The organism is Bacillus sp. F9_6S_D1_P_5, from assembly GCF_054823925.1.
Window position 1 is genome coordinate 194,853 of sequence record NZ_JBTREW010000004.1, and the last position, 26,400, is coordinate 221,252.

The 26,400-nt window shown below is 36.8% G+C and carries 27 protein-coding genes; 8 read left to right on the forward strand and 19 right to left on the reverse strand.

Annotated features, from left to right (window positions below):
* Positions 1-25 precede the first annotated feature (25 nt).
* Positions 26-592, forward strand: a complete 567-nt coding sequence (locus ACUXEY_RS07450) for a DinB family protein (RefSeq protein WP_461300391.1) — start codon at positions 26-28, stop codon at positions 590-592.
* A gap of 54 nt (positions 593-646) precedes the next feature.
* On the opposite strand, the gene argH is transcribed toward ACUXEY_RS07450, so the two are convergent.
* Both argH and ACUXEY_RS07460 read right to left on the reverse strand, forming a co-directional pair.
* On the reverse strand, positions 647-2,038 hold the full coding sequence (gene argH, locus ACUXEY_RS07455; protein ID WP_461300392.1) for an argininosuccinate lyase: 1,392 nt from the start codon (positions 2,036-2,038) through the stop codon (positions 647-649).
* Positions 2,035-3,240 (reverse strand): argininosuccinate synthase, encoded by a 1,206-nt coding sequence (locus ACUXEY_RS07460; protein WP_461300393.1) that lies wholly within the window; start codon positions 3,238-3,240, stop codon positions 2,035-2,037. The genes argH and ACUXEY_RS07460 overlap by 4 nt, the downstream gene beginning before the upstream one ends.
* 166 nt (positions 3,241-3,406) lie before the next feature.
* On the opposite strand from ACUXEY_RS07460, the gene ACUXEY_RS07465 reads away from it, so the two are divergent.
* A complete protein-coding gene (locus ACUXEY_RS07465; RefSeq protein WP_461300394.1) occupies positions 3,407-3,724 on the forward strand; it encodes a radical SAM protein in 318 nt (105 codons plus the stop codon).
* 13 nt (positions 3,725-3,737) lie between these two features.
* Here ACUXEY_RS07465 and ACUXEY_RS07470 read toward each other — a convergent pair whose 3' ends face one another.
* Positions 3,738-3,947 carry a hypothetical protein gene (locus ACUXEY_RS07470; RefSeq protein WP_166703014.1) on the reverse strand — a complete coding sequence of 70 codons (210 nt, stop codon included), beginning with the start codon at positions 3,945-3,947 and terminating at the stop codon, positions 3,738-3,740.
* Positions 3,948-4,799: 852 nt separating this feature from the next.
* Here ACUXEY_RS07470 and ACUXEY_RS07475 point away from each other — a divergent pair.
* Positions 4,800-5,462, forward strand: coding sequence for a YitT family protein (locus tag ACUXEY_RS07475; protein ID WP_063260715.1), 663 nt, complete (start codon positions 4,800-4,802; stop codon positions 5,460-5,462).
* A 30-nt stretch (positions 5,463-5,492) separates the two neighbouring features.
* On the opposite strand, the gene ACUXEY_RS07480 is transcribed toward ACUXEY_RS07475, so the two are convergent.
* Complete coding sequence (locus tag ACUXEY_RS07480) at positions 5,493-6,326, reverse strand: EcsC family protein (protein WP_166703015.1); 834 nt, start codon at positions 6,324-6,326, stop codon at positions 5,493-5,495.
* Between the two features lie 137 nt (positions 6,327-6,463).
* On the opposite strand from ACUXEY_RS07480, the gene ACUXEY_RS07485 reads away from it, so the two are divergent.
* Together ACUXEY_RS07485 and ACUXEY_RS07490 are read left to right on the forward strand one after the other, a co-directional pair.
* Positions 6,464-7,099 carry a DUF1796 family putative cysteine peptidase gene (locus ACUXEY_RS07485; protein ID WP_461300395.1) on the forward strand — a complete coding sequence of 212 codons (636 nt, stop codon included), beginning with the start codon at positions 6,464-6,466 and terminating at the stop codon, positions 7,097-7,099.
* Positions 7,100-7,170: 71 nt separating this feature from the next.
* The gene (locus ACUXEY_RS07490; RefSeq protein ID WP_461300396.1) at positions 7,171-7,605 is read left to right on the forward strand and encodes an NUDIX hydrolase; all 435 of its coding nucleotides are present in this window, start codon (positions 7,171-7,173) and stop codon (positions 7,603-7,605) included.
* A 28-nt stretch (positions 7,606-7,633) separates the two neighbouring features.
* Here ACUXEY_RS07490 and ackA read toward each other — a convergent pair whose 3' ends face one another.
* The 5 genes from ackA to ACUXEY_RS07515 form a co-directional block, all read right to left on the reverse strand.
* On the reverse strand, positions 7,634-8,827 hold the full coding sequence (gene ackA / locus ACUXEY_RS07495) for an acetate kinase (protein ID WP_098288802.1): 1,194 nt from the start codon (positions 8,825-8,827) through the stop codon (positions 7,634-7,636).
* A gap of 299 nt (positions 8,828-9,126) precedes the next feature.
* The gene (locus ACUXEY_RS07500; RefSeq protein WP_144612252.1) at positions 9,127-10,113 is read right to left on the reverse strand and encodes a class I SAM-dependent methyltransferase; all 987 of its coding nucleotides are present in this window, start codon (positions 10,111-10,113) and stop codon (positions 9,127-9,129) included.
* A gap of 199 nt (positions 10,114-10,312) precedes the next feature.
* Positions 10,313-10,813: a thiol peroxidase gene (gene tpx / locus ACUXEY_RS07505; protein ID WP_000024529.1), complete on the reverse strand. Its 501-nt coding sequence runs from the start codon at positions 10,811-10,813 to the stop codon at positions 10,313-10,315.
* Positions 10,814-10,947: 134 nt separating this feature from the next.
* Entirely contained in the window at positions 10,948-11,343 is a 396-nt protein-coding gene (ytfJ, locus tag ACUXEY_RS07510) for a GerW family sporulation protein (RefSeq protein WP_000350005.1), read from the reverse strand.
* A gap of 12 nt (positions 11,344-11,355) precedes the next feature.
* Positions 11,356-11,994 carry a DUF2953 domain-containing protein gene (locus ACUXEY_RS07515; protein WP_429600624.1) on the reverse strand — a complete coding sequence of 213 codons (639 nt, stop codon included), beginning with the start codon at positions 11,992-11,994 and terminating at the stop codon, positions 11,356-11,358.
* A gap of 193 nt (positions 11,995-12,187) precedes the next feature.
* Here ACUXEY_RS07515 and ACUXEY_RS07520 point away from each other — a divergent pair, with 193 nt between their 5' ends.
* A complete protein-coding gene (locus ACUXEY_RS07520; RefSeq protein ID WP_166703019.1) occupies positions 12,188-12,991 on the forward strand; it encodes an NAD kinase in 804 nt (267 codons plus the stop codon).
* Positions 12,992-13,098: 107 nt separating this feature from the next.
* Here the strand turns inward: ACUXEY_RS07520 and ACUXEY_RS07525 are convergent, their stop codons facing one another.
* The 8 genes from ACUXEY_RS07525 to ACUXEY_RS07560 form a co-directional block, all read right to left on the reverse strand.
* Positions 13,099-14,667 (reverse strand): amidohydrolase, encoded by a 1,569-nt coding sequence (locus ACUXEY_RS07525; RefSeq protein WP_461300397.1) that lies wholly within the window; start codon positions 14,665-14,667, stop codon positions 13,099-13,101.
* Between the two features lie 88 nt (positions 14,668-14,755).
* Entirely contained in the window at positions 14,756-15,187 is a 432-nt protein-coding gene (locus tag ACUXEY_RS07530) for a VOC family protein (RefSeq protein ID WP_166703021.1), read from the reverse strand.
* 91 nt (positions 15,188-15,278) lie between these two features.
* The gene (gene mbcS, locus ACUXEY_RS07535; RefSeq protein ID WP_461300398.1) at positions 15,279-16,865 is read right to left on the reverse strand and encodes an acyl-CoA synthetase MbcS; all 1,587 of its coding nucleotides are present in this window, start codon (positions 16,863-16,865) and stop codon (positions 15,279-15,281) included.
* Positions 16,866-17,041: 176 nt separating this feature from the next.
* Positions 17,042-17,239 carry an alpha/beta-type small acid-soluble spore protein gene (locus ACUXEY_RS07540; protein WP_000091640.1) on the reverse strand — a complete coding sequence of 66 codons (198 nt, stop codon included), beginning with the start codon at positions 17,237-17,239 and terminating at the stop codon, positions 17,042-17,044.
* An 80-nt stretch (positions 17,240-17,319) separates the two neighbouring features.
* Positions 17,320-18,534 (reverse strand): tRNA uracil 4-sulfurtransferase ThiI, encoded by a 1,215-nt coding sequence (gene thiI / locus ACUXEY_RS07545; RefSeq protein WP_048531737.1) that lies wholly within the window; start codon positions 18,532-18,534, stop codon positions 17,320-17,322.
* 6 nt (positions 18,535-18,540) lie between these two features.
* Positions 18,541-19,683 carry a cysteine desulfurase family protein gene (locus tag ACUXEY_RS07550; RefSeq protein ID WP_000638965.1) on the reverse strand — a complete coding sequence of 381 codons (1,143 nt, stop codon included), beginning with the start codon at positions 19,681-19,683 and terminating at the stop codon, positions 18,541-18,543.
* Between the two features lie 168 nt (positions 19,684-19,851).
* Positions 19,852-21,564 (reverse strand): septation ring formation regulator EzrA, encoded by a 1,713-nt coding sequence (ezrA, locus tag ACUXEY_RS07555; RefSeq protein ID WP_166703023.1) that lies wholly within the window; start codon positions 21,562-21,564, stop codon positions 19,852-19,854.
* Positions 21,565-21,771: 207 nt separating this feature from the next.
* On the reverse strand, positions 21,772-22,614 hold the full coding sequence (locus ACUXEY_RS07560) for a LysR family transcriptional regulator (protein WP_461300399.1): 843 nt from the start codon (positions 22,612-22,614) through the stop codon (positions 21,772-21,774).
* Positions 22,615-22,738: 124 nt separating this feature from the next.
* On the opposite strand from ACUXEY_RS07560, the gene ACUXEY_RS07565 reads away from it, so the two are divergent.
* Positions 22,739-23,683 (forward strand): DMT family transporter, encoded by a 945-nt coding sequence (locus ACUXEY_RS07565; protein ID WP_461300400.1) that lies wholly within the window; start codon positions 22,739-22,741, stop codon positions 23,681-23,683.
* 11 nt (positions 23,684-23,694) lie between these two features.
* On the opposite strand, the gene refZ is transcribed toward ACUXEY_RS07565, so the two are convergent.
* A complete protein-coding gene (gene refZ / locus ACUXEY_RS07570; protein WP_429600636.1) occupies positions 23,695-24,333 on the reverse strand; it encodes a forespore capture DNA-binding protein RefZ in 639 nt (212 codons plus the stop codon).
* A gap of 147 nt (positions 24,334-24,480) precedes the next feature.
* On the opposite strand from refZ, the gene ACUXEY_RS07575 reads away from it, so the two are divergent.
* Positions 24,481-24,960, forward strand: coding sequence for a GAF domain-containing protein (locus ACUXEY_RS07575; protein ID WP_087982424.1), 480 nt, complete (start codon positions 24,481-24,483; stop codon positions 24,958-24,960).
* A 61-nt stretch (positions 24,961-25,021) separates the two neighbouring features.
* Here ACUXEY_RS07575 and megL read toward each other — a convergent pair whose 3' ends face one another.
* Positions 25,022-26,200: a methionine gamma-lyase gene (megL, locus tag ACUXEY_RS07580; RefSeq protein WP_166703027.1), complete on the reverse strand. Its 1,179-nt coding sequence runs from the start codon at positions 26,198-26,200 to the stop codon at positions 25,022-25,024.
* Between the last annotated feature and the right edge of the window lie 200 nt (positions 26,201-26,400).

Below are 26,400 nucleotides of genomic sequence, written 5' to 3' on the forward strand. Positions count from 1 at the left end.
GAAAAATCGTGGAGGATAAGAAAATATGAAATCTGAAAATATCTCAATACATTTTCATACATTACATGAACAAAGAAACGGGTTCCTTCCTCATCTCCATTCATTATCACAAGAACAACTATGGTATAGGAAAGAGGACAAAAAATGGTCTATTGGTGAACACTTTTATCACTTATATTTAATTGCAAAAATGCTCAAAGTAGCGATTAAATTCTCTCTCACTCTTATCCCTTATGCAAAACTAAGAAAAAATGCCCCATTTGCAACTGACATACATGACATTTATGCCGCATATAAAGAAAAGCATGGTAAAGGAATGAAAGCACCTTGGATTTTAATCCCCTCAAAAAAAGTCTATCGCTCTATGAATGTAATTGAATTAGAAGAATTACTTGCACGTGAAACAGATGAAATAAAAAAGTTAGTTCAAAATATAGAAGAAAATATTGCAGGACATATCGTATTTTTCGATCCAATTGCTCACTATCCTAATCTCATTCAATCTATTCAACTATTAGCTATACATGAAAAACATCATTTTATGATTATGAAAAATAATTATGAAATGATAGATACTCGGCTAAAAGTCTAAATACAAAAAGGTAAGGTGCTTTCTAAAAAAGCACCTTACCTTCTATGTTATGCATCATTTAATTCCAACAAACTCTCCAACTAACCCTTTCGCCTTCTCCAAAGCTTTTTCAATCTGTTCAAACCCTGTCCCGCCAGCACTATTACGGCGCTTTACAGCGGCATATGGTGAAAGAACTTCATACAAATCTTCTTCAAATAACAAGCTCATTTCTTTATACGTTTCAAGTGGTACATCTACTAAATAAATTCCTTTTTGTGTGCAGTGTAGCACTAGCTTCCCAACAATTTCATGAGCTTGACGGAACGGTAGTCCTTTACTTGCTAAGTAGTCAGCAATTTCTGTTGCGTTAGAGAAATCTTGCGTCACAGCTTGCCCCATTTTTTCTTTGTTTACAGTCATCGTCTCTAACATGCCTGCCATAATATGAAGGCACCCTTCTACTGTTTTTACTGTATCAAACATTCCTTCTTTATCTTCTTGCAAGTCTTTATTGTAAGCGAGCGGTAATCCTTTCATGACTGTAAGTAAACTAAATAAATTACCGTATACTCTGCCTGTTTTACCACGAATAAGTTCCGCCATATCTGGATTTTTCTTTTGCGGCATAATGCTACTACCCGTTGCGTATTGATCGCTCATTTCAATAAATTGAAACTCTTGGCTACTCCATAAAATAAGTTCTTCGCAAAAGCGTGATAAGTGCATCATGAGCATAGATGAGTTACTTAAGAACTCCAGTATGAAATCACGATCGCTCACTGCATCTAAACTATTTTCATAGATTCCATTAAATCCAAGAAGCTCCGCACTATATTCTCGATCAATCGGGAATGTTGTCCCAGCTAACGCTCCTGCTCCTAATGGCGAAATGTTAATGCGCTTTAATGAGTCCTCATAACGATTCACATCACGCTCTAACATCCAAAAGTAAGCGAGAATATGATGAGCAAATGAAATTGGCTGGGCACGTTGCAAGTGCGTATAACCAGGCATAATGGTTTCAATATTATTTTCTGCTTGATGAACAAGAACAGTTTGCAATTGTTTTGTAGCTTTTATAATATGTTCTACTTTTTCTTTTAAATATAAGTGCATATCTGTCGCTACTTGATCATTACGGCTTCGGCCAGTATGAAGTTTCCCTCCCACTTCACCGATTTTTTCAATTAACATCTTTTCGATATTTAAATGAATGTCTTCCGCTTCAACCGAAAAATGCAATTTATTTTGTTTCGCTTCTTCTAATAAATATTGAAGACCTACCTTTATTTTATCGGCTTCTTCTTTCGTAACGATGCCTTGCTTTGCTAGCATCGTTACGTGTGCAATACTTCCGTTTATATCTTGATTTACTAATTGTTGATCAAAAGAGATGGATGCTCCGAACTCTTCAACCCACGCTTCCGCTTCTTCTGTAAAACGTCCGCCCCAAAGTTTGCTCACGCTTCCACCTTCTTTTGATTCACTTGGCTGTATACTTTCGTCGGTAAACCGAATAATGAAATGAATCCAACTGCTGCATCATGATTGAATTCGTCCTGAGCAGTATATGTTGCTAGTTTTTCATCGTATAAAGAGTACTCAGATTTACGTCCTTCTACAATCGCATGGCCTTTAAATAATTTCACACGCACTGTACCTGTTACATTCTTTTGCGTTTCTTGTAAGAAAGCATGAAGCGCTTGTTTTAAAGGTGAGAACCATAAACCGTTATAAATAAGTTCTGTTATTTTCTGCTCAATCACCGGTTTAAAATGCGCTACTTCTTTTACGAGTGTTAAATCTTCAAGTTCCTTATGCGCCGTAATTAATGTCATCGCTGCTGGGCATTCGTATACTTCACGTGATTTAATACCAATAAGACGATTTTCTACGTGATCGATACGTCCAACGCCATGTTTTCCAGCAAGCGCATTTAACGTTTTAATAAGTTCTGAAAGTGGATATACAGTGCCATTTAAAGTAGTTGGCACACCTGCTTCAAAGCCGATTTCTACAAACTCTGGTTTATTCGGTGTATCTTCTAATGCCAATGTCATCTCATATGCATCTTCTGGCGGTGCTGCCCATGGATCTTCTAAAATTCCACATTCATTACTGCGTCCCCATAAGTTTTGATCGATTGAAAATGGACTATCTAAATTAATCGGAATTGGTACGTTGTTTTCTTTTGCATAAGCAATTTCTTCTTCACGTGACCATTTCCATTCACGTACAGGTGCAATTACTTCTAGGTAAGGATTTAACGCTTGAATAGAAACTTCAAAACGAACTTGATCATTCCCTTTCCCTGTACATCCATGTGCAACTGCAGTCGCCCCTTCTTGTTCTGCAATTTCTACTAATTTCTTCGCAATAAGCGGACGTGATAACGCTGAAACGAGAGGGTATTTCCCTTCGTATAACGTGTGCGCTTGCATCGCCATCAATGCATATTCATTTGCAAATTCTTCTTGAACATCAATCATATATGATTTAATTGCACCTACTGAAAGTGCTTTTTCTTTTACAAATGCTAAGTCTTTACCTTCCCCTAAGTCTAAACAAAGCGCGATAATATCATAATTCTTCTCTTGTAACCATTTAATTGCAACGGAAGTATCAAGACCTCCGGAATATGCTAATACAACTTTTTTCTTCTCCATTTTGCATCCCCCTAAAGAATAAATATTCATTTTCTTTTATAATAATTCACACTTTAACACCTTTTACAAAATGTATCAAGAGTCATTTTCAATTTTTTTCAAACAATTTCGTCGAACTTCTTTCTGTTTTCATGTACAATAAACGCAGGAAAACGGGGGTGAACTTATGGAAAAGTATTTCTTATACGATGATCATCTAGGAATTGAAATTCCGCATTTACAAGAAGATTGGGAAGATATCCCCGAAAAGATGCAGCATGCTATTTTATTAAAATGGGAACAAATTCGCGGAAAGATTCCTGATCGCATAAAAGAACTCGAGCACTCTATTAATACAAAACAGCATCATTTAAATAACGAGGAAGACTTCGAAATTTCTTGCAAACTGAATTCAGAAATTGCCGATCTCGCTTCCATCATTAATGACCTTTGGCTTTGGTATCGACTCACTCAAACTGTATCTGAGGGAAAGGCACACCAATGAAAAAAGCATGCCCTCAATTACTTTGGGTCATGCTTTTTTTGTCGTAACACGATTTACAATATATTTCTTGTGCTGTTTTTGCCAAACACACATCAAACGGACCAACTAATATACTTCTTTCTTTCGGCAACTTTACAAAAGCGACGAGCTCCTCTTCATATTGCATCTTTTTCTGACATGAAACGCATATTAATTCTTTTCTTTTAAACATGTCTTTTAGCATATTTCCTCCCCCTTTTTTATCTATCTATATTAATATACTCTCATAATAGTTAAGACTTGTAAAAAAATGACACATTCCAAAACGAATGATTCATATACTATGTACAAAAGGAGGTTCAAACTTATGCGTGCTTTCGTTATTATCGCTTTAACTTTTTTAAGTGTGATTAGCTGGGATGCGTTTTTTAAAGATAAAAGTGATGATAAGAATACAACTGAATAAAAACTCTTCTTTTCTTACTTATTGGACAAACTAAAAAACTGTCCAATTCTTCAAAATAACTTAGGCTTTTCTACAAAAATATTTAAACATAACAATTTTTGTAGATTTTCTCCGTTTATTGTCGGTTTCCATCCGCATACATTTTTTGAAAGTATGATATAATAATATAAATCTTGAAGGAAGGGATTTTGATATCATGATCGCTCGAAGGAGCATGTGGCATCGTATTGACGAATCATACACGTAGCGTATTTTTCAGCTCAGATACTTTAGTCTAGCGAAAAAAATACGAGAGTGGGGAAATTATGATTGCCCGAAGGATAATTTGGCAAAAAAAAGACTCTTCTTACACATAGCGTTTTGTTTAGAGCTTAATTGTTACTAGCTAAACAAAACCAAGAAGAGCAGGATTGCTAAATGAAGAATCCTACTCCACGTTTTGTTTAGTCGTTTTAAGACTTAAACTAAAACGAAGGTAGGGAGAATTGATGGACGAGAGGATTATTCGTTATTTCTTCAGCGACATATAGCGTGGTTAGTTTTTTTCGTAAACTAACTGAAGCTACATGTGAGCTCGTAGTTAGTTTACAACACAAAAAGGACTACTAACTACGGAAAGAAGGAATAACGATGAGGAACATCCAAAGTCGACAAATTATTAAAGAAATTTTTATGGTTTTAATCGGTTCATTTATTTTAGCAGCAGCGCTATATCACATTCACTTCCAAAACCACTTAACAGAAGGTGGCTTTGTAGGTATCGCACTATTCATCCAAAATTTTTATGATATTTCACCATCTATTTCAACTGTAATTATGGATATCCCAATTATTTTACTATGTGCTTCATTTTTAGGCAGAAAAATGGTTGGCTATTCATTCCTAGGTTCGATTTCATTCGGAGTATTTTATTCTCTTATGGAAAATTATTCTCCATTTACGGTCGATTTATCAAACAATTTATTTATAGCTGCAGTAGTTGGCGGTGCGTTAGCTGGTATTGGACTCGGTTTTATATTGCGATTTGGCGGTGCAACCGGCGGAGACGATATTTTAACAATTGTATTAAGTAAACGAACTCGTTTTACAATTGGGCAAATTTTCTTCGTCTTTGACGCGATTGTTCTTGCGCTTTCATTATATTATTTAAATTGGACAGAAATTGCTTTTACTATTCTTTCAATTGCTGTACAGGCAAAAACATTGGATTTAATTTATTATCCAAAAACAGAAAAAGCAGAAGAAAAGCAACCCGTATCTATTCCAATGTCCAAAAAGCATGCAACAAATTAAAAAGCGAAAGGCTTCGGCCTCTCGCTTTTTTTACGCTCTTTTTTCCTTCTCAACTATGTGGCGCACTTGATAAAATCTATTTGCAAATTCAGTAACGTTTCTTGTTAAACGATAATTTACTGTAGACCCGATTGCCATTCCAATTACCGGAATACCTTGGAACAATTTACGACGAAGAGCATAAATCGAAAATGTTTTTAAAATTTGTTTTAACACAACTTCAGTAGAAGCTGGTTGCAACACCGCTTCGTCTCCTTCATAGAAGAACGAATCTTCTTGCTCTAGCTCTTGCAGTAAATTGTACCATGCGTATTGCTGAAGTCTTCCTGGTAGTAAGGACGCATGAAATACCTTTAACGCAAGCATCATTTCATAAGGCTTGTTCACATCATGCCCAAATGATGTTGCAATAAGTTGGACAGCCTTCACATTTAACGCAATCATAACCGGGAAATCAGCTGTTAATAATAATAAACCTCCAGCACCCGTCGCTCCGCCTTGTACGAATGAATATAAACGATGTCGAGCTGTTTGCTGTTCTGCTATGTATGTTAATTGATCAATAGATAATTCTTTTAAGTCCTCTAGTTGCTCAATCGATTCATCAAATAATCTCGACGTTCCTAAAATACGATTACGCGCATCTAACTGTGATTGTGAACTTTGAATCAATGCATGCAAATGAAAGAGCCATCCATCTGCTTTCGTAAAGAAATCTTTTCGTTTTTTCTCAGGTAATTTCGCAATTGTAGTATGCACCCATTTATCAAACATTTTTTGAAAATCAGTCGCTTCTTGTTCAACTAATTGCGATTCCCATTCTTTTATATTATCTAAAATGGCTTGTTCTCGCTTCGATCGCATCGTAACAACCACCTCGTTCGATTTTTTTCTATTGTAACATATTTCTGCTTATTCTTTGCAAATATGCTTGTCTATCTTTATTCACACACCATTTTTTCATGACATAAAATATTAACAAAAAGGATGAGATGAACCACATGAATCTATCCAATATAAAAAAAGAATATAATGCAGTATTCAGCTTAGGACAAAACTGCTGGCCTGCTTGGGCTTTATATCAATTCGAATTATCACCATTTTTTGGTGTTATCGATTTTATGCTAAGCCCTTCATTAGAAAAAGTGAATGTATTATTACAAAATCGATTTGAAAGTTTTTTAAAGTTCGAAAACTTATCCTTCATCTCATTTTGGGATGATGGTGCAAAATTAAGACTCCGTGATAATCTATATGAAATCGACTCTTGCCACGACTTTAAAACAGATGTAAACACACCAGCTTCTTGGCCTTCTTATTCAGAAATCAAGCTAAATTATGAGCATCGAATTACTCGTTTTCTAACTACAATTGAAATAGAAAAATCCATATTGTTTATTCGAACTGGAGGAACATACGAAGAAGCACGTTCCTTGGAACACATTTTATCTCAAATAGTCAAACATAATTTTTCTGTCCTATTACTCATTCCTGAAGATGTACCAACCATCACCCAAGAAGATTGGGGATTACAAAATATTTGCGTTATAAAATGCCCTATTATGGATGTATACCAGTACAATGAAGGATTTTGGAATGACTTATTTGATGGAATCACAATTAGACCACATTCTTAAATACACGACACCTTTTATTACAAAACACATTATAATCTTCCTTATACAAAACAAATAAGGAGTGATTGTATATGTATCCACGTGCAAAAGCATTCGGTCTTGCCACACATCACGGTCGCCTTCTCGTACAAGAATATCATACAGTCGATGAAACATATTACCGACCTCTTGGCGGTTCAATTGAACTTGGTGAAAAATCAGCACATACCGTTATTCGTGAATTTAGAGAAGAGCTTCATACAGAAGTGGAAATCACCAGTTATTTAGGCTGCTTAGAAAACATCTTTCATCTTAATGGAGAAATTGGTCATGAAATCATTCAGCTATATTCTTTACGTTTATTAGACACGTCACTATATGAAATGGAAACACTGAATATACAAGATGAACAGACAGTATCGTATGCGAAATGGATTCCCATTACAGCATTCATTCAAGAGAAACAAGTACTATATCCAGATGGAATTTTAAACTATATCCAAAAGAAAAAAGACGAAATCCTATAGGATCTCGTCTTTCTTTTCATATAGTATATTAACCAATATCTCCAAGACGTAGTACGTCACGAGCGATCATAACTTCTTCGTCAGTTGGAATTACGATAATTTTTACTGGAGAGTGTGGGAAGCTGATAAATGCTTCTTCACCAAATACGTTATTACGTTTTACGTCGAAGTATACGCCCATGTACTCAAGGCCTTCTAATACGCGCTCACGAATAATTGCACTGTTTTCCCCTACACCAGCTGTGAAGATGATTGCATCTACACCTTTCATACGAGCAGTGTAAGAACCGATGTATTTGTGGATACGGCTTACGAATACATCAAGTGCTACTTTCGCACGGTGATCGCCTTCTTCTTCTTTCGCAATAATGTCACGTAGGTCACTAGAGTAACCAGTAAGACCTAACATACCACTCTTCTTGTTTAATACGTTAACTACTTCTTCTACTGTTTGGCCTGTTTTTTCCATGATGTATGGAATTAACGCAGGGTCAAGGTTACCAGAACGTGTACCCATTGTTACACCAGCAAGTGGAGTGAAGCCCATAGAAGTATCGATAGATTTACCGCCTTCTACTGCTGCAATACTTGCACCGTTACCTAAGTGACAAGAAAGTAAGCTTAAGCTTTCAAGTGGACGACCTAATAATTCAGCCGCACGCTCAGTTACGTATTTATGAGAAGTTCCGTGGAAACCGTATTTACGGATACCGAACTTTTCGTAGTACTCATATGGTAAGCTGTATAGGAATGCAGATTCCGGCATTGTTTGGTGGAATGCTGTATCGAATACTGCTACTGCTGGTACGTTTGGTAATACTTCTTGGAATGCTTTAATACCAACAACGTTTGCTGGGTTATGAAGTGGTGCTAAATCGCTTAATTCTTCGATATCAGCTAATACTTCATCAGTAATTAAAACAGAGTCAGCAAATTTTTCGCCGCCGTGAACAACACGGTGACCGATACCGCCGATCTCATCTAGAGACTTAACGATTCCGTTTTCAGTTAATTTTTTAAGAAGCATATTAACTGCTACTGCGTGATCTGGAATGTTTGTAATTTCTTTTTGCTTTTCGCCATCTACAGTAATAGTGAAGATACTATCTTCTAAACCGATACGTTCTACTAAACCTTTTGTTAATACTGTTTCACTTGGCATTTCAAATAATTGGAATTTTAAGGAAGAGCTTCCTGCGTTAATCGCGATGATTTTTGACATCTAGTCTTTCGCCCCTTTTTCTCTTGGTAGTTGTGTGGATATGTCCACAAACCGCTCGATTTTATCTGATCAAATTTACCACATATGAAAACGTTTCATCATTAGTAAATTTTATACTCACGATTTTAATTTAAACATCGTCCGACATATATTTCAAGTGAAAAAATTGTAACACCAAGAAAAAATATATATTACAGATTTCAAAAAAATTCAGTTTAATCTAGTATATATTTAAAAATATGACATATCATATAAAACTGTATTACATGAATTACTAACCCTGTTACATATACCTAGCCTTATTTATGCGTTGCAAACCAAGTATTTAATTGATCCATAATGTTCTCCATCGCCTTCATGTTGGAGAATTTAGGTAACTCCACTAATAACGCCTGTTTTGGCATCGTTACACTAGGACCTTTCTTTTGGAGAACAAATATACTTTTTGCATTTTTCTCGTTTTTAAACATGGAAACAGGTAGCTGTAATAACCCCTGAATAAAGCACGTTTCTTTAATAAATGCATGTAATTTTGGTGCTTGATCACTTTCAAAAATGAAGTTCGGTACTAAGAAGAATAAGTACCCGCCTTCTTTCGTATGTTTCACACTTTGTTCAATAAATAGGTGATGGGCATACGACATTCCTTCATCTGCTTTTAACTTATATTCGCTTGCACCAATTTCATTTGGATAGTAACCAATCGGTAAATCTGAAACGACTGCATCAACCGGATCGATATAAAGTGGTGCTAGTCCATCTTGATGGAAGAATTCGATTGCATGCTTTTGTAAATTCGCATTTACTAAAGCAAGCTTAATTAGCACTTCATCCACTTCTACACCAAATCCACTCATTGTTAGTCCTTCTTTGGCGCTATTAAACACTGTAGTCATTAAGTTACCTGTTCCAATTGCAGGATCTAACACAGTAATTTCGTTTTGACCTTGCATAAATTTGTGGAATAAGTAGCTCATAAACATGCCAACTGCATCAGGCGTCATTTCGTGATTCGCTTGTACGCCTTCTTTCATTCCTTTTAAGATGGCTAACTGAAATGCTTTACGAATTTCTTCACCTTTATATGTTTCTTCATTAAACGTACTATATTCACGATTCAGCCTTTCAATTGCTGATTCAGATAATTCCTCTTGCAAAATCGCTCCTTCAAACAAGTTATCACCTGTTTCTACAAGCGCCTCTAAATATGTTACATCTAATTCTTTACGTAAAACTACCGCAGAAGAATCAAAAATAGAAAATAATGTTTCTACTGTCTGACTCACGTACATTCCTCCTTCTCTCTTTTACACATAACTTATATCATACCACAAAGTGTTTTTTTCCAAAAAGAAAAAGCGACCTCCTGCAAAGAGCTCCCCTTCAAGTTATATATGATATAACGTTTTTTCTCATATATCGGTACCTTTACGAAGCAATATATGAGAAAAAACGACCTCTTTATAAGAGGTCATTTCCTTCGCATTACTTTGCCGATTTAGCTGCTTCTAATGCTGCTTCATAGTTTGGATGGCTTGTACCTTCGCTTACGTATTCTACGTAAACTACTTTGTCATTGCTATCTACTACGAATACCGCACGAGCAAGTAAACGAAGCTCTTTCATTACTAAGCCGTAAGCTTCACCGAATGAAAGGTCACGGTGGTCAGAAAGTGTTACAACATTTTCTAAACCGTTTGCTGCACACCAGCGTTTTTGAGCGAATGGTAAATCAGCGCTAATTGTTAATACTTTCGCGTTTTCAATACCTGCTGCATCTTGGTTAAAACGACGTGTTTGTGCATCACACACACCTGTGTCGATTGAAGGTACAACACTAATTAATTTTACTTCGCCTTTGTATGTTTCTAAACTTACTGGAGATAAGTCATTTGCTAACACTTGGAAGTTTGGCGCTTGATCGCCAACTTTAACTTCTGTTCCAACTAAAGTCATTGGGTTACCTTTAAAAGTTACGTTTGCCACTTGAAAATCCTCCCTTATTTAAACAAAATATGTACAATGTAAATGATAGTTTGTCCCTATCGATAATGCAAATAAAATCGCTTTATTTACAAAAAAATTAAAGAAGCCAATCCATTGATCAGCTTCTTTATTCATTAAATTTGAAATTCAGGATCGTCTTCTTTTCGTTTATCCATCATTTCTTTCACTTTATCAACAGCTTGTGGTGCTAATTCAATTATTTTATCAATGACGTGTGTTTGCTTATCTAAATGCAACACTTTTACACCTTCTCCATTTATAACAAGAAAAGCAACAGGATTAATAGAAACTCCTCCACCACTTCCCCCGCCAAATGGATGACGGCCTGAATGTTCTACTTTACCAAATTCACTTCCACCAGCGGCAAAGCCGAAACTAACTTTCGAAACGGTAAGAATTACACTTCCATCTGCCGCTTTAATCGGATCACCAACAATTGTATTTACATCAGTCATTTGTTTTAAATGCTGCATTGCGGTTGTCATTAAACCTTGAATTGGATGGTCCATTCTATATCCCCCCTATGCTTGAACAGATTTTTCAGTCGCACCAGATCTTTGTCTTCTCATAAATACAAGTAATTTAATTCCTGTTTTTATAGCACGAAATATGCGAAAGGATGCCGTTAACTCACATCTTGACGCAAATCCTTTCCCTTGAAAAACAGGAGTAATTTCAAATTCTGGTACGTCTACAATATGCATATATTGTCCTACAACTCCAGCAGCCATTCCTTTTGTCCCCCATGCATATCCAGTGACAATTCCAGTGCTAGCTGCATCACCTGCACCAATTTGCGTGTGCCATCTCCAACCATTGATTTTCACTCGTTTGAGAAAATCTTTAACAATAGTATGAACTTCTTGCAGCTTTTTTATCAGCTCCCCCATACTATCCAGTTGCGCTATAATTTTATTATCTAATCCGCCATCCTCTTCAGCTTTTTTAATCTTTTGTCCCGTCTTTTTCTGTTGCTTTTCAATTCTTTCCAACACATCGAATGTATATCGAATCATCCATATTTTCACTTGAAACAAACATTGCTTTTCCATTTCTGAATATAAAAATGTCACTTTAAGCTTTATTTTCGACAATAGTATAAGCAAAATAAAAAGGAGAAGAATTATTATTCCAATTACGAACCACTTCATACGTATCATCCTTTCACTCCGTACCCATTATCGACAAGTTTATTCATCATTAAACAGGATCCCATAAGATTGAATATAAAAATTTTTCTAAAAATAAAAAGGTATTTTGACATTTTATATCGAAATATATTATTTGAACATATCTTCAAGAAGGTATGTAGCACGAAGAACAGCAAATTTAACTGCAGTGGAGGGATACATAATGGCAGATCGTCGCAATTTATTTTTCTTTTATGGTGATGACAAAGCAACGCTCGTTGAAAAAATGAAACCAATCTATCGTATTTTAGAAGAGAATGGATTTACCATATTAGACCATCCAAAAAATGCAAACGCTATCGTCAGTGTTGGAGATGATGCAACTTTCTTACAAGCCGTTCGTAAAACTGGTTTTAGAGAAGATTGCTTATACGCAGGGATTTCTACGAAAGATGAAACTTCTTTCTACTGCGATTTCCATATTGATCACGTTGATACAGCCCTTCAAGAAATTACAAAAAATGAAATTGAAGTGCGAAAATACCCAACAATTCAGGTAGATGTAGATCACGGTACATCTTTCCATTGTTTAAATGAGTTCTCATTACGTTCTAGCATCATTAAAACATTCGTTGTAGATGTTCACGTTGATGATCTATATTTCGAAACATTTAGAGGGGACGGTTTAGTCGTTTCTACCCCAACAGGAAGCACAGCTTACAATAAATCATTACATGGTGCAGTTGTTGACCCGCTTATCCCATGCTTCCAAGTAAGCGAATTAGCATCATTAAATAACAACACATACCGTACGCTCGGTTCACCATTTATCTTAAATCATAAGCGTACATTAACTTTAAAACTAAGACCAGACGGTAACGACTATCCTGTTATCGGTATGGATAATGAAGCGCTTAGCATTAAACAAGTGGAAAAAGCTGTTGTACGCTTAAGCGATAAACAAATTAAAACAGTTAAATTGAAAAACAATTCCTTCTGGGAAAAAGTACAGAGAACGTTTTTATAGTATGAAAATAACCGCCGAATTATGGGATTCCATAATTCGGCGGTTATTTATTTCTCTCGCTATTGGCCAATATTCTTGTTAGTTGTTGTCGGTAAGTCGATATATTTTCACTCGTCTTTCCTATACACAATCTCCCCATCAATTACGGTCAATTCTGCTTGCACCTCTTTTATTTCTTCTGCCTCTATTTCAAAAATATTGCGATCTAATATCGTAAAGTCCGCTTCATATCCTTTCGCGATTTGTCCTCGCTTCGCTTCTTTTCCAATTGCATAGGCACTTCCTGTTGTAAACAGAGAGATAGCCTCGTATACTGTTAATCTTTCCTCCGGCATATAACATATACCATCAATAAAACTTCTACGTGTAACAGCGCTATATATGCCTAAAAACGGATTCACTTGTTCAATTGGTGCGTCAGATCCACCGCTGCAGTATAATCCCGCTTCTAGTAACGTCTTCCACGCGTATGCATAACGAAGACGATGCTCGCCTAGTTTTTCAATGACTGATGGAAAATCTGATGAAACAAAAACTGGCTGTATATCAACAATGGCTTGTAAGTTTCTCATTCTCTCAATCAACTCTTCACGAGCGAGCTGACAATGAATAATGCGGTCGCGTAATCCTTCTGCTGGTGGATATAATTCAAGTGCATCAATGACATATTCAAGAGATAAATCACCGATTGTATGAATTGCTACTGGCATATGTAAAGCTCGTGCTTTTTTCACTAACTCTGCAAGCTCTTTGCGTGAAAAGATTGCAACTCCATTTGTTTCTTGCGCATCTTCATACGGTTCACTTAATAAAGCTGTTCTTCCGCCAAAAGAACCGTCTGAAAAAATTTTCATTGCACCAAACTCAACATAGTGTTCATTTTCATATTCTTTTCGTTCCTGTGCTACTTCATGGTGAACGAGTAAATGTGCTTTAAATGGCATTTCCTTTATAACATGAGAAAACGCATTGTACGTTTTTCTAAAACCACCGTAATAATTTAAATCTTCCGTATGCCCACCAACGAGACCATATTGCCAGCAGTCTTTAATTGCTGTTTGCAGAGCTCTTTGTAAATAAGCTTCATCAATTTCTGGCTGTACATGTTTAATTAACTCTTGCCCTTGTTCATATAAAAGCCCTGTTAACATATTTGATGAATCACAGCCAATTTTCCCGCCTTTCGGATCTTGCGTCGCTTCTGTTATGTTCGCTTCTTGCAGTATGTAGGAGTTCACCCATGTAACGTGACGACAAACACGCTTTAATAAAATAGGGTGTTCTGTAGAGATTTCATCTAGATCACGTACATGAACTTGCCTTGTATCTGTAAAATTATTTTCATTCCATCCTTCTCCAATAATCCAAGAACCTTTTGGTGCTTCTTCTACTCGCTTCCGCACGAGAGTCAGCACTTCGCTATAAGATGTACAGTTTGATAAATCTAGACGAAGTAACCTCTCTCCATGCCCAATAAGATGCATATGACTATCAACGAGACCTGGAATCATCGTTTTGCCTTCTAAATCGTGCAATTTAACCGTAGCATATCGGTCTTCTAACTCTTCCTTACTCCCGGCATCAACGATCATACCCTTTTCAACATAAATTGCTTCTACTTTTTCATTCTCTTCTCGCATCGTGTAAATGGTGCCGCCATACCAAATTTCTCCCATATGCTTATCCCCCTTTTCTCTTTAGTCTACGAAATTCGTTCGTATATAAAAAGCACCATTTCGATTAAAAATGGTGCTTTTCCAAAAATTATTTTTGTTCAGTAGTAGACGTTGTAATTTGCCATTCAATGCTAAATTTATCTTTTAGTTGTCCGTATGCTGGGCTCCAGAACGTTTCTTGAAGTGGCATAATAACTTCGCCACCTTCTTGTAACTTATCGAATACTTCTTTTGCTTTTTCTGCATTACTAATTTGAATTGCAATTGTTACTTGAGATCCGATTGCATGCCCTTGACCTGGAAATGTATCAGAAATCATAAGGTCCGTATTACCAACTTTTAAAGTAGCATGTAAAACGCGCTCTTTTGCTTCAGCTGGAATCGGATATTCTGGATTTTCAGGCATGTCACCAAAAGTTTGCATGACTTCTACTTTTGCATCTAACGCCTCTTTATAAAACTGTACAGCTTCTTGTCCACTACCATCTAAAACTAAGTACGGATTAATACCTAAAATCATACGGACACCTCTTTTTTTAGTTTATAAAATCGAACTTGTGTTCGCTTTTATAGTATCACATAGTTTACAGTTCATTCAACTATTTTCGGAATTATTTTGAAGGAATCTCCATCTCTTGTTTTCTAAGTTCAATACGACGAATTTTTCCAGAAATCGTTTTTGGTAGTTCATCTACAAATTCAATTTTACGAGGGTATTTATATGGTGCAGTGAGTTCTTTGACGTGTTGTTGGAGTATTGGAATTAATGTTTCTTCGTTCTTTTCTATATTCTCTCTTAATACGATAAATGCCTTCACGACACTTCCGCGAATTTCATCAGGGCTGGCGACAACTGCGCACTCTCTTACGTAAGGATGTTTTACAAGCGCATCTTCTACTTCAAACGGTCCGATTGTATAACCAGAGCTAATAATAATATCATCACCGCGCCCTTCAAACCAGAAATATCCATCTTCATCTTTCTTCGCTTTATCACCTGTAATATAATAATCACCACGGAATTGCATCACTGTGCGCTCATCGTCTTTATAATATTGTTTAAAGAGGGCTGGCGTTTCCATGTGAACTGCGATATCACCAACTTCTCCTACCTGTACCGGAATACCTTCCTCATTTACAATATCAACGTGGTTGCCTGGCGTTGGTTTCCCCATTGATCCTGGTCTAATATCCATCCCTTTCATTACACCAACGAGCAATGTATTCTCCGTTTGCCCATAGCCGTCTCTTACTGTAATATTAAAGTGTTTTTGGAACGTTTCAATGACTTCTCTATTTAACGGCTCACCTGCGGATACAGCGCTATGTAACGCTTCTAAATTGTACTCACTTAAATTTTCTACTTTTGCCATTAATCTATACTCAGTCGGCGTACAACAAAGCACATTCACCTTATTATCGTCTAATAAATTTAAATACGTTTTCGGTTCAAATTTACCGTGGTATACAAATCCTGTCGCTCCTGATCCGAGAGTTGCTAAAAACGGGCTCCAAATCCACTTTTGCCAGCCTGGACTAGCCGTTGCCCACACAACATCATTCTCTTCAATTCCGAGCCAATTTGGAGCGCTCGTACGTAAATGAGCGTATGCCCACGCATGCGTATGAACAACACCTTTTGGATTTCCTGTCGTTCCTGACGTATAAGATAAAAAGACCATATCTTCTTTATCTGTCTTCGCCATTTCTAACATATCACTTTCTGTTTCTAACGCTGTTTTTAAATTAATCCATCCATCTACTGACTGCTCGCTCAGAACGAATTTTTGAAGAGATTCCATCGCTTCTATATCATCAAACTGTCCAATGTACGGCTCATAACTTACAATTGCTTTTACTTCCCCGTGCTCGATGCGATATTCGATATCCTTTTTGCGCAACATTTCCGAACTCGGAATTACGACAAATCCTGCTTTAATCGCAGCGATATACGTCATGTACGCTTCAATTAAACGTGGTATCATAATGAGAAGCTTGTCCCCTTTTTGCAGACCACTCTTTATAAAAGCGTTTCCAATTTTGTTCGCACCTTGCATAAGCTCAGCGTATGTAACTTCTCGTCTATTCCCTTTATCATCTTGCCAAATTAAAGCAAGCTTCTCTTTATCACCTGTATATTTCTCTATTTCAGAAACTAAATTATAAGACGGCGGTGCCAACAATTCTTCTCTCTTCATAAACATCCTCCTTTTTTCTTTATGCCTCCCTTATATAATAAAGAATTTTCTGTCTATTTTAAACCCTCTTCTTTTGACAAATTTTTTATATCTATGTCGAAATGAATGTATAACGATGCAAACAACAAAAAGAAAGAGCGGGGGAACCCGCTCTTTCTAAGCCATCTTATATGGGATTATTTTTGGTAACCGCCTAATTGTTGCTCAGCTAGTGAAACTAGACGTTTAGTGATTTCACCACCAACAGAACCGTTAGCGCGAGCTGTTGCATCTGCTCCAAGTTGAACACCAAACTCTTGAGCGATTTCGTATTTCATTTGGTCTAATGCTGATTCAGCACCAGGAACCGCTAATTTATTTGTGCTACGTGACATGTTATATCACCTCCTTGTGAGTATAGAGTGTGATAAATAACATGACTTCATACACGATTTAGATATGGTAATTTATGGTTTTAAAAAAGTTCTTCGAATTTTTCTTCTTCCGCCACTACTTCTACCGTTTGTAATACCATTGTTTCTTTGTTCGCTACAGCTTCATCGATTAATGGTGTGAAATCATATTTCGCTTCAAAACGATTTGCTTTTTCACGCTTCGGCTTCGTCGCTGGGCTTGCTGGTGTGAATACTGTACAGCAATCTTCGTATGGACGAATTGAAATATCATATGTGCCGATTTCTTCAGCGATTTTAATAATTTCTAATTTATCCATCGTAATAAGTGGACGAATAACTGGATAGTTTGTTACTTCGTTAATCGTATGCATACTATCTAACGTTTGGCTTGCTACTTGTCCAAGACTTTCACCAGTCGTAATTGCAAGTGCATTACGCTCCTCTGCGATACGCTCTGTAATACGCATCATCATACGGCGCATAACTGTCATTGAATAGCTAGATGGAATTTCTTTATTAATTGTTTTTTGCACTTCTGTAAATGGAACAAGGTGAAGTGTCACACGTTTACAGTATTTCGTTAGTTCTTGTGCTAAATCGATTACTTTTTGTTTCGCGCGCTCGCTTGTGAAAGGTGGGCTATGGAAGTGAACTGCTTCCACTGATACGCCGCGTTTCATCGTTAAGTACGCTGCTACTGGGCTATCGATACCACCAGAAAGAAGTACCATTACTTTTCCGCCAACGCCAACTGGTAAACCACCAGCTCCCATACGCTCATCGCACATGATGTAGCTATAACCACTGCGAATTTCTACACGTACATTTACATCTGGATTATGAACATCTACTGTAATATCTTCAGTATTTTCTAGAATGTGTCCACCAATCTCAGGTAATAATTCCATCGTTCTCATTGGGAAATGCTTATAAGAACGGTGTACAGTAATTTTAAATGTTTTCACATCGCCTTTTACTTGTAAGAAAGCTGCTAATGCACCTTTTTTAATATCTTCTAATTCTGACGGTACTTTCATCGCTAAGTTAAACTTATGAATACCGAATACATCTTTCAATCTTTCAGAAATCGCTTCATGATCTTCACCATTTAATTGGATGTACATACGGTCATGCGTTGCATCGATTTTAATATTTGGGAATTTTTTCAGTTTGAATTTCACGTTATCTTTTAATGTGCTTACAAACTTAGAACGGTTCTTACCTTTAGTCGTCATTTCTCCATAACGAACTAAAATATATTCATATGTCATCATATTCCTTTACCTCATCACTTCATATAATTTTGGCATTGTTTCTTTCACAATACCTTCAAATTGTTTAACTTCTTCCATCGTGTTTTCTGGTGCCAAACTAATGCGAATAGCACTTGCAGCAGCGGCATGCGGTACTCCCATTGACACTAACACTCTGCTCACTTCATTTGCTTTTGAAGAACAAGCAGACTTCGTTGATACATATACACCGTGTTCTTCTAAAGCATGAACGACCACTTCTGGTTTTAAACCTACAAATGATACATTTAAAATGTGCGGTGCTGCGTATGCAAGCGACGTATTAATCGTTACGTCTTCCATCTCTTTAAAGAAACGGACAAGCTCTGCTTGTAAACTTTGCAAATGAGCTACCTTTTCTTTCACTTGTTCCATTGTCATGCGAAGTGCTTTCACCATCGCTACAATGCCAGGTAAATTTTCTGTACCAGAGCGATACTTCAGCTCTTGTTGACCACCTGATAAAATTGGATCTAACCTTACTCCATCACGTACATAAAGAAGACCTGTCCCTTTTACACTGTGGAATTTATGTCCAGATATTGAGCAAAGATCAATATGAGAAGCATATAAATTAAGCGGTACTTTTCCTATCCCTTGTACATGGTCCACATGGAATCTTATTTTCGGATAATTCGATAATAACGTTCCAATTTCAGCAACAGGCTGAATTGCTCCAGTCTCGTTGTTCACGTGAATAATTGACACAAGAATCGTATCTTCACGAAGTGCTCGTTTTACATCCTCTACCGATACAACACCATGCTCATTAACCGGTAAATATGTTACATCAAAACCGAGATCTTCTAATTGTTTATATGCTTCAAACACAGACGCGTGTTCAATATTTGTTGTAATGATATGTTTACCGCGCGAACGATTCCTCATCGCTATCCCTTTAATCGCAAGGTTATTCCCTTCTGTTCCACCTGATGTGAAAATAATCTCAGAAGGTTTAACGTGAAGAAGCTGCGCTGCAATTGTTCTTGATTGTGTTAATAGACGCTCTGCCTCTCCTCCAAGCGAATGAATAGAAGAAGGATTCCCAAAATATTTCCCTGCAACCGTTACGTACGATTGAAGAGCTTCTGGATATGGCTTTGTCGTCGCACTATTATCAAAATAGATCATCGTTCTTCCCCTTTCAGCGCTGTCACATCATATAATCATATCACAAATACGTGTCATTACGCTAAGACTACTAAAAGGTTCCGTTATATTTTAAAACGAATAACCTTACTGTATTCCGCTATTCATTATAGCAACATCGCCCTCAAATTTACACAAAAAAACAAACCCTTATGAAAGGGTTTGTTCATTGTCTACATATTCCGCTATTTTTTGAACAACGCCAGGCTCAAGTTGCTCTAGTACAGAAGCCGCTTGTTCTAAAGCTGCATCGTACTGATATTCACGGAATAATTTCTCCGCATAATTTAAGCTCTCTGCAAGGTTCTCATCATGACTACGGTAACGATTACCATATTGAATTAATTTTTCAACTAAATACGCTTGTCCAATTAACTCTTCTGTCATTTCAGCTACACCATTAACAGTTGTGTACGCTTCTTCTAAACTGCTATTTACAGCATTCATATTTAACGGCTTCACTTCTAATTGCTCATATACAGCTTGCATTGCCATTTGTCCTCTTTTTAAATCTTCCATAATACTTTCTGGAAGACCTGGCAAATTCGACTTTTGCATAAAGCGTTTCGTTTCGAAAATAGTATTTCGCATTTCTTGTAACTTCTCGCGCGCTTCAAATTCTTCTTTACGCATCGTTTGCAGCATTTCTTTATATTCTGCATGAAGTACTTTTAATGTTTCACATTGCTCATAAACCTCTTCTAGTTCCTCACGAATGATAGAGAAGGCAATATCTTGTTCAGCAACGCGTAATTGCAGCATTTCAAAACGTTTCATTAAAATGTGCATTTGCTTTTCAATTACTTTTTGAGACTCAATGTCCTTATCTTGTAACTGATAACTTTGTTTCACAAGTTGCGTTTCTGCTTTCGTTTCAATCGTTTCGTTACGAATTTCTTCTAAGTCTTCATAAACAGAAAGTGTTTTTTGCTCCACATAATGTCTCGCATGTACTTCTTGTTCCAGTTGATCGTAGAAGCCATCTAAACGAGTTTTTAAGTTTTCTACTTTTTCAGCCGCTTCCGTTATGTGAAGCTCCTGTATATCCATTAAACATGTTTGTAGTTGTTTCGTCATATCGCGATATTCTTTAGGGATTTCCAAATACTCTAATACATAACCTTGTCTTACCATATCATTATGTCCGTGTAATAAATCTTCCAGCTGAACTGGTAACGTCGCTTGACACTCTACCAATAAATCTGGAATTTGGTGAATAATGATTTCTAAACCTGCTAAACCTTCTTCCAAACTAATAACAATTTCTCTTGCTTTTAAATAGTCACCATTATTTGTTGCTTCTTCAAAGCTTTTAAATTTCTCAGATTCAGCGTCTAGCATCTCTTCAATTTTCTGCTCTGCTGCTCCATACATATGTCTATGAGCAAGAACACTCTTCTTCATACTACGATATGTATCACGTAACCCTTCAATTTCCGAGCTATTCTTTTCATGGCTTTCTAACAATTGCTGTAATTCATTTAAAATGTCTGTAATACGATTATCAGCGTCATCTAAACCACTTATGGATTCATTCATCGCATGCTTTGCTTTTCGGAAGGAGAATTGCGAGGCGAATTTTCGCGCTTGCGCTAAATCTTTGTCAGCTTTCGGAAGGGTTGTTGATACAATTTCATCCCATTCTTCACGCCATTTACCAAACAGTTCTTCTGTTTGACCCGTCATATTTAAATCTTTTACCCGTTTTAGTTCATCTGCCACGGGTTTATCTTTTATCTCTTGTTTCCACTGCTCCAGTGCTTCAATATCTTTATATGAACGATTTCTTATCACAAGCTCTATCATGAGCAGCACTAGAATAGAGCTTACTACAATGATAACGATCGTCAGGATAGAATCCATGCAAAAAAGCCTCCTAGTTATATCTCTTTTTTTGTCCGTTCCGTTTATGAAATGGAAGGCATTATGTATAAAAAGGGAATTCCCCTATATTTAACAACTAACAATGTACTAATCATACCATGTAATGGCTTGTTTTTGACCTAGTTTTTTTTAAAATTTCATGTTTCTTTCAATGCAATTGTAATCTTTCTCAATATTCCGTTTGGATTACCTCTCATCGTCAAATGATTGTAATAATAGGTACTCTTCCATATGAGATGCGAAATAAATTTTGCGCAAAAGTGGTGGCTCAATAGAAATCGCATGCACATTCCCTTGCCTTACCGCTTGCTCTACTGACATTTCTGGAAGTAACGTAATACCAAGTCCAGCACCGACCATCGCAAGCATCGGTTCTGCATAAGAAGTTTCAAATGCAATGATCGGTTTCGCACCCATCCCATGAAACATATTCGTAATCATTTTTCTTACATCACAGATTTCTGGATATACGATTAACTTTTCATATTGCAAATCTTCCATTCGAATTACTATTTTCTCTTTATAAAGATGATCATTTGAAACGACACAAACAATTTTTTCTTCTCGTATTTCTTTTATACACGCAGCGTCTTCTACTACCGAATCGATGAACATCGCTTCAATCTTTCGTTCTTTAAAGAGTCCCATTAATACTTTCGTATGCTCAATTTTCCATTCTACTTCGAACCCGTCACCTAATACATCTTTACATTTTGATATATAATGCGCTGCTAAACTTGGCAATATGCCTATAGAAATCTTCCGCTTTTCTTGAAAATTCTTCATTTCGTTTTTCACTTCATATATGTGTTCCAAAACCGGTAACATTCTTGTTATGAATAACTCTCCAGCACTTGTTAACTCTACTCCTTGCGCGGAACGCTTCAGTAAAATAACCTCTAAATCTGCTTCTAACCTTTGAATTTGCTTACTAAGCGCCGGTTGAGAAATATGTAAAAGCTTACTCGCCTTCGATAAGCTTCGCGTATTCTTTACTTCAATAAACGATCGTACTGCCTCTAAATCCATCGTACACACCTCTAACAAAAAGTTATAACTGTCATAAAAAATCGATATTTCCTTCTATAAACAATTACTCTTTATACTTATTTCATCAACTTACTATAACGAAATGTAAAGGGGAAAGATACTCTTGGATAAAAAACAAATGCTACTTGGATCCCTCCTATGCCTACTTGCCGTCACTGCTTGGGGGTTTATGTTTCCTGTCATGGCAAATGCCCTGCAGTTTATGGATCCGTTCTTCTTCACAACTATCCGATACGGATCAGCTGCTATTATTTTTCTTATTTTGCTATTCATTACTGAAGGAAAAGCTTCACTCCGCTTAGAGAAAAGAACACTTCCTTTATTCTTGTACGGCACTGTCGGTTTCGCTGGATACGGTTTTCTCATTTTTTACGGTCAACAACTTGCCGGACCTGCTGGAGCCATCCATGCCGCGATGATTCAATCTCTTATGCCACTCATCGCTTTATTATTGCAGTGGATATCGAAAAACAAATGCCCACAAAACTACACATTCCTTTGTATGTTCGTTGCATTGCTCGGTGTTATGCTTGTCATTTCAAAGGGAAATACTCACTTATTATTTGGAGCTGCAAGTCACCTCTCAACAAATATACTTATGCTATGCGGCGTTACTTGCTGGGTGATTTACACGAACGGCGGTGCTCGTTTTCAATCTTGGTCACCACTTCGATATACGACGTTAACTTGTTTATTCGGCTCAATCTCACTCATCGTTATTGTCACTTTCTTCACTTATACAAACATCGTTACTGTGCCGTCACTTCGTACAATTATGAACGTTCGTTTTGAACTCCTTTATATGTCGATTATTGCAGGTGTTATCGCTGTATTTTGCTGGAACACAGGAAATCGCTATATTTCATCTATTAACGGCATATTATTTATGAATTTAGTTCCTGTACTTGCACTTATCGGTTCCATCTTTCGAGGCTATACAGTCGATAAAGTTGAAATTGCCGGAGCCTCATTAACAATTATCGCGCTATTATGCAACAATGTATGGCAAAGGAAAGAAAGCACAAAAATCCCCACCTCAGTTCGTTAGGTGGGGATTTTTCACATATGAACAGCTCTTGGCCATTCTTGATACATATTCGTTATACATAATGTTTGTTCCATCCATTGTTCAATTTCCTTCGTGTACATTTCTATGAAAAATGTCTCAGACGGAAAAGAGTGCAGCACTTCTGATATATATTGCGGATATAAAAACGGCATATTTATCATGCCTTTTAATTGCGTCATAAACATTGTAAAAGATACCTTTTTAAACTCTCGTTTCATTTGTCCTTGCTTTATGATTTGCTCTATATAATATCTTTCTTTAGAAAAATAAATAGTCATCACTTCGCGAATTAATGTCGTATCTAGTGAAAGCTCTCGGTAGAAGAAACGTGTCAGTTCCCTATTTTCAAATTGATATCGTAAAATCTCGTGTACCATTTGCACCATCACATCTTTAGCCGGCAAATATTCTCTCTGTTCAAAGGACGTTTCAATCACATGAATATAACCTTCTAAAAAATCAGTAATAAGCTGCTCTAATAGGCCTTGCTTTCCAGCAAAATAATATGAAATATTCGCTACATTCACATCCGCTCGCTTTGCAATGTCTCGCACCGACGTTCCATCATAACCTTTCGTGTTAAACAACGATATTGCCGCATCAATTACTTTTTGTTTCGTCTGTTTCATGCGCTCACTTCCTCTCACTGAACAGCTATAGTTTAAATTTCTTGACTTTTAAGACAAATTCCTTTAATTTTCTATCGACAAAGTCATGTGAAATACATCGTATTTTGCTAATATTTTACACATCTCGATAAAAAAGGAGCTGTTTCCATGTTTACAAAAGAAAGTTATGCAGGTTCTCGTGAAGAGCAATATGAGACAGTAATTAAACAACTGGATGCATTATTAACTGGCGAACCAAACGTAGTCGCAAACTTATCAAATGCGTCCGCATTATTAAACCAATTTTTAGATCGTGTGAATTGGGTTGGCTTTTACGTAACAGAAGGAAATCAGCTTGTTCTTGGACCATTCCAAGGAATGCCTGCTTGCGTGCGCATTCCATTTGGACGAGGCGTTTGTGGCGTTGCAGCTGAAACGAAAACAACGCAGCTTGTAGCAGACGTTCACCAATTCCCAGGACATATCGCTTGCGATAGTGCTTCGAATTCAGAAATCGTTGTACCGATCGTGAAAGAAGAAACTGTCATTGGTGTACTTGATATTGATAGCCCTGAAAAAAATCGTTTTGATGAAGTAGATCAGCGCTATTTAGAAAAGTTTGTGGAAACACTCCTAAAACATATTTAAAAAGAAAAGAGCGAGTTATCGATTGCGTACATCACGTACGAAACCGATAGCTCACTCTTTCTTATTGATTACTAACAGTAGATATTTTCTTTAGTGCCTGCTCTAAATCAGAAACGATATCCTCCCATGATTCTAAACCGACAGATAAACGTATTAAATTATCGTAAATACCCATCTCTTGTCTTAACTCAGCTGGAATCGCAGCATGCGTCATCGTTGCCGGATGCTGAATTAATGTTTCTGTATCTCCTAAACTTACGGCAATTGTAATAAAGTGAAGGTCATTGATAAACGCTTGTGTCTCTTCTTTCCCGCCTTTAATTGAGAAAGAAATTACGCCGCCGCCCCGTTTCATTTGGAGAGATGCTAACTCTCCTTCTGGATACCAAACACCTTCTACCGCATCATGATTTTTCAGGAACGATACAATTTTTTCTGCATTATCACAATGACGGTCCATTCTTACCGCCAACGTCTTTAATCCGCGTAACAATAACCACGCATCAAACGGCGCCATAATACCGCCGATATCTTTTCGCATCGGGCGAATTTTCTCAGCTAACGCTTTCGTTTTACAAATCGTTACACCCGCCACCACATCGCCATGACCGCCAATATATTTTGTCGCACTATGCACAACTGCGTCACACCCAAGCTCAAGTGGTCTTTGTAAATAAGGTGAACAAAACGTATTATCAACAACGACAAGTAAGCCATTTCGCTTCGCAACCCGAATCACTTGTTTTAAATCGATTAATTTCATCGTTGGATTAATCGGTGTTTCAACGAAAATAACCTTTGTATTTGGACGGATTTTATTTTCGACATCATCCTCTGTCTCCATATCACAAAACGAATGCGTAATCATGAACTTCTCTTCTAACACTTCTAAAAAACCGTACGTGCACCCATATAATCCATTTGAACAAATAATATGATCTCCAGCTTTTAGAAAACCAATTAACGTGGCGGAAATAGCTGCCATACCGGATCCGAAAGCAAGAGCTTCTTCTCCTCCTTCTAACACCGCCATACGTTCTTCAAATAATTTTACGGTTGGATTTCCAAGTCTTGAGTAAATATAAGACGGATCCACTCCCGCAAAACTCGCCTCCCCTTGCTGCGCAGTCTCAAATGTAAATGTAGACGTTTGAAATAAAGGTGGTGTTAAACTTCCTTTATGTTCCTCAGATGTATAACCGTGATGAATTAACGCTGTCTCCATATGCTTCTTTTTCATAAAAACATCCCCTTTTATGTTTTTATTGCCGCATATTCATCAACAAAAAATTAATGAACATTTTTACTACATTTTATGTAAACGCTTTATTTGTGTTTCTATCACTTCTTTTATATCGTTTTAAATTCCTTCTTGTTCATTTCCAAAATTTATATGCATAAAACAAAAACGTACTCGCTTGACGAAACTCTGGGTAAAAG

Bases quoted from the DNA above. Each gene is read 5' to 3' on its own strand.
- ACUXEY_RS07490 (WP_461300396.1), top strand. From the start codon at position 7,171: ATGTATCCACGTGCAAAAGCATTCGGTCTTGCCACACATCACGGTCGC.
- ACUXEY_RS07465 (WP_461300394.1), top strand. From the start codon at position 3,407: ATGGAAAAGTATTTCTTATACGATGATCATCTAGGAATTGAAATTCCG.
- ytfJ (WP_000350005.1), bottom strand. From the start codon at position 11,343: ATGGACCATCCAATTCAAGGTTTAATGACAACCGCAATGCAGCATTTA.
- ACUXEY_RS07550 (WP_000638965.1), bottom strand. From the start codon at position 19,683: ATGATCTATTTTGATAATAGTGCGACGACAAAGCCATATCCAGAAGCT.
- ACUXEY_RS07560 (WP_461300399.1), bottom strand. From the start codon at position 22,614: ATGGATTTAGAGGCAGTACGATCGTTTATTGAAGTAAAGAATACGCGA.
- ACUXEY_RS07475 (WP_063260715.1), top strand. From the start codon at position 4,800: ATGAGGAACATCCAAAGTCGACAAATTATTAAAGAAATTTTTATGGTT.
- ackA (WP_098288802.1), bottom strand. From the start codon at position 8,827: ATGTCAAAAATCATCGCGATTAACGCAGGAAGCTCTTCCTTAAAATTC.
- ACUXEY_RS07520 (WP_166703019.1), top strand. From the start codon at position 12,188: ATGGCAGATCGTCGCAATTTATTTTTCTTTTATGGTGATGACAAAGCA.
- mbcS (WP_461300398.1), bottom strand. From the start codon at position 16,865: ATGAAGAGAGAAGAATTGTTGGCACCGCCGTCTTATAATTTAGTTTCT.
- refZ (WP_429600636.1), bottom strand. From the start codon at position 24,333: ATGAAACAGACGAAACAAAAAGTAATTGATGCGGCAATATCGTTGTTT.
- ACUXEY_RS07485 (WP_461300395.1), top strand. From the start codon at position 6,464: ATGAATCTATCCAATATAAAAAAAGAATATAATGCAGTATTCAGCTTA.
- ACUXEY_RS07470 (WP_166703014.1), bottom strand. From the start codon at position 3,947: ATGCTAAAAGACATGTTTAAAAGAAAAGAATTAATATGCGTTTCATGT.
- ACUXEY_RS07450 (WP_461300391.1), top strand. From the start codon at position 26: ATGAAATCTGAAAATATCTCAATACATTTTCATACATTACATGAACAA.
- ezrA (WP_166703023.1), bottom strand. From the start codon at position 21,564: ATGGATTCTATCCTGACGATCGTTATCATTGTAGTAAGCTCTATTCTA.
- megL (WP_166703027.1), bottom strand. From the start codon at position 26,200: ATGAAAAAGAAGCATATGGAGACAGCGTTAATTCATCACGGTTATACA.
- ACUXEY_RS07525 (WP_461300397.1), bottom strand. From the start codon at position 14,667: ATGGGAGAAATTTGGTATGGCGGCACCATTTACACGATGCGAGAAGAG.
- thiI (WP_048531737.1), bottom strand. From the start codon at position 18,534: ATGATGACATATGAATATATTTTAGTTCGTTATGGAGAAATGACGACT.
- ACUXEY_RS07460 (WP_461300393.1), bottom strand. From the start codon at position 3,240: ATGGAGAAGAAAAAAGTTGTATTAGCATATTCCGGAGGTCTTGATACT.
- ACUXEY_RS07530 (WP_166703021.1), bottom strand. From the start codon at position 15,187: ATGATTTTAGGTATTAATCCGTACTTAGTTTTAGATGGTAGTGGACAA.
- ACUXEY_RS07515 (WP_429600624.1), bottom strand. From the start codon at position 11,994: ATGATACGTATGAAGTGGTTCGTAATTGGAATAATAATTCTTCTCCTT.
- ACUXEY_RS07575 (WP_087982424.1), top strand. From the start codon at position 24,481: ATGTTTACAAAAGAAAGTTATGCAGGTTCTCGTGAAGAGCAATATGAG.
- ACUXEY_RS07540 (WP_000091640.1), bottom strand. From the start codon at position 17,239: ATGTCACGTAGCACAAATAAATTAGCGGTTCCTGGTGCTGAATCAGCA.
- ACUXEY_RS07480 (WP_166703015.1), bottom strand. From the start codon at position 6,326: ATGCGATCGAAGCGAGAACAAGCCATTTTAGATAATATAAAAGAATGG.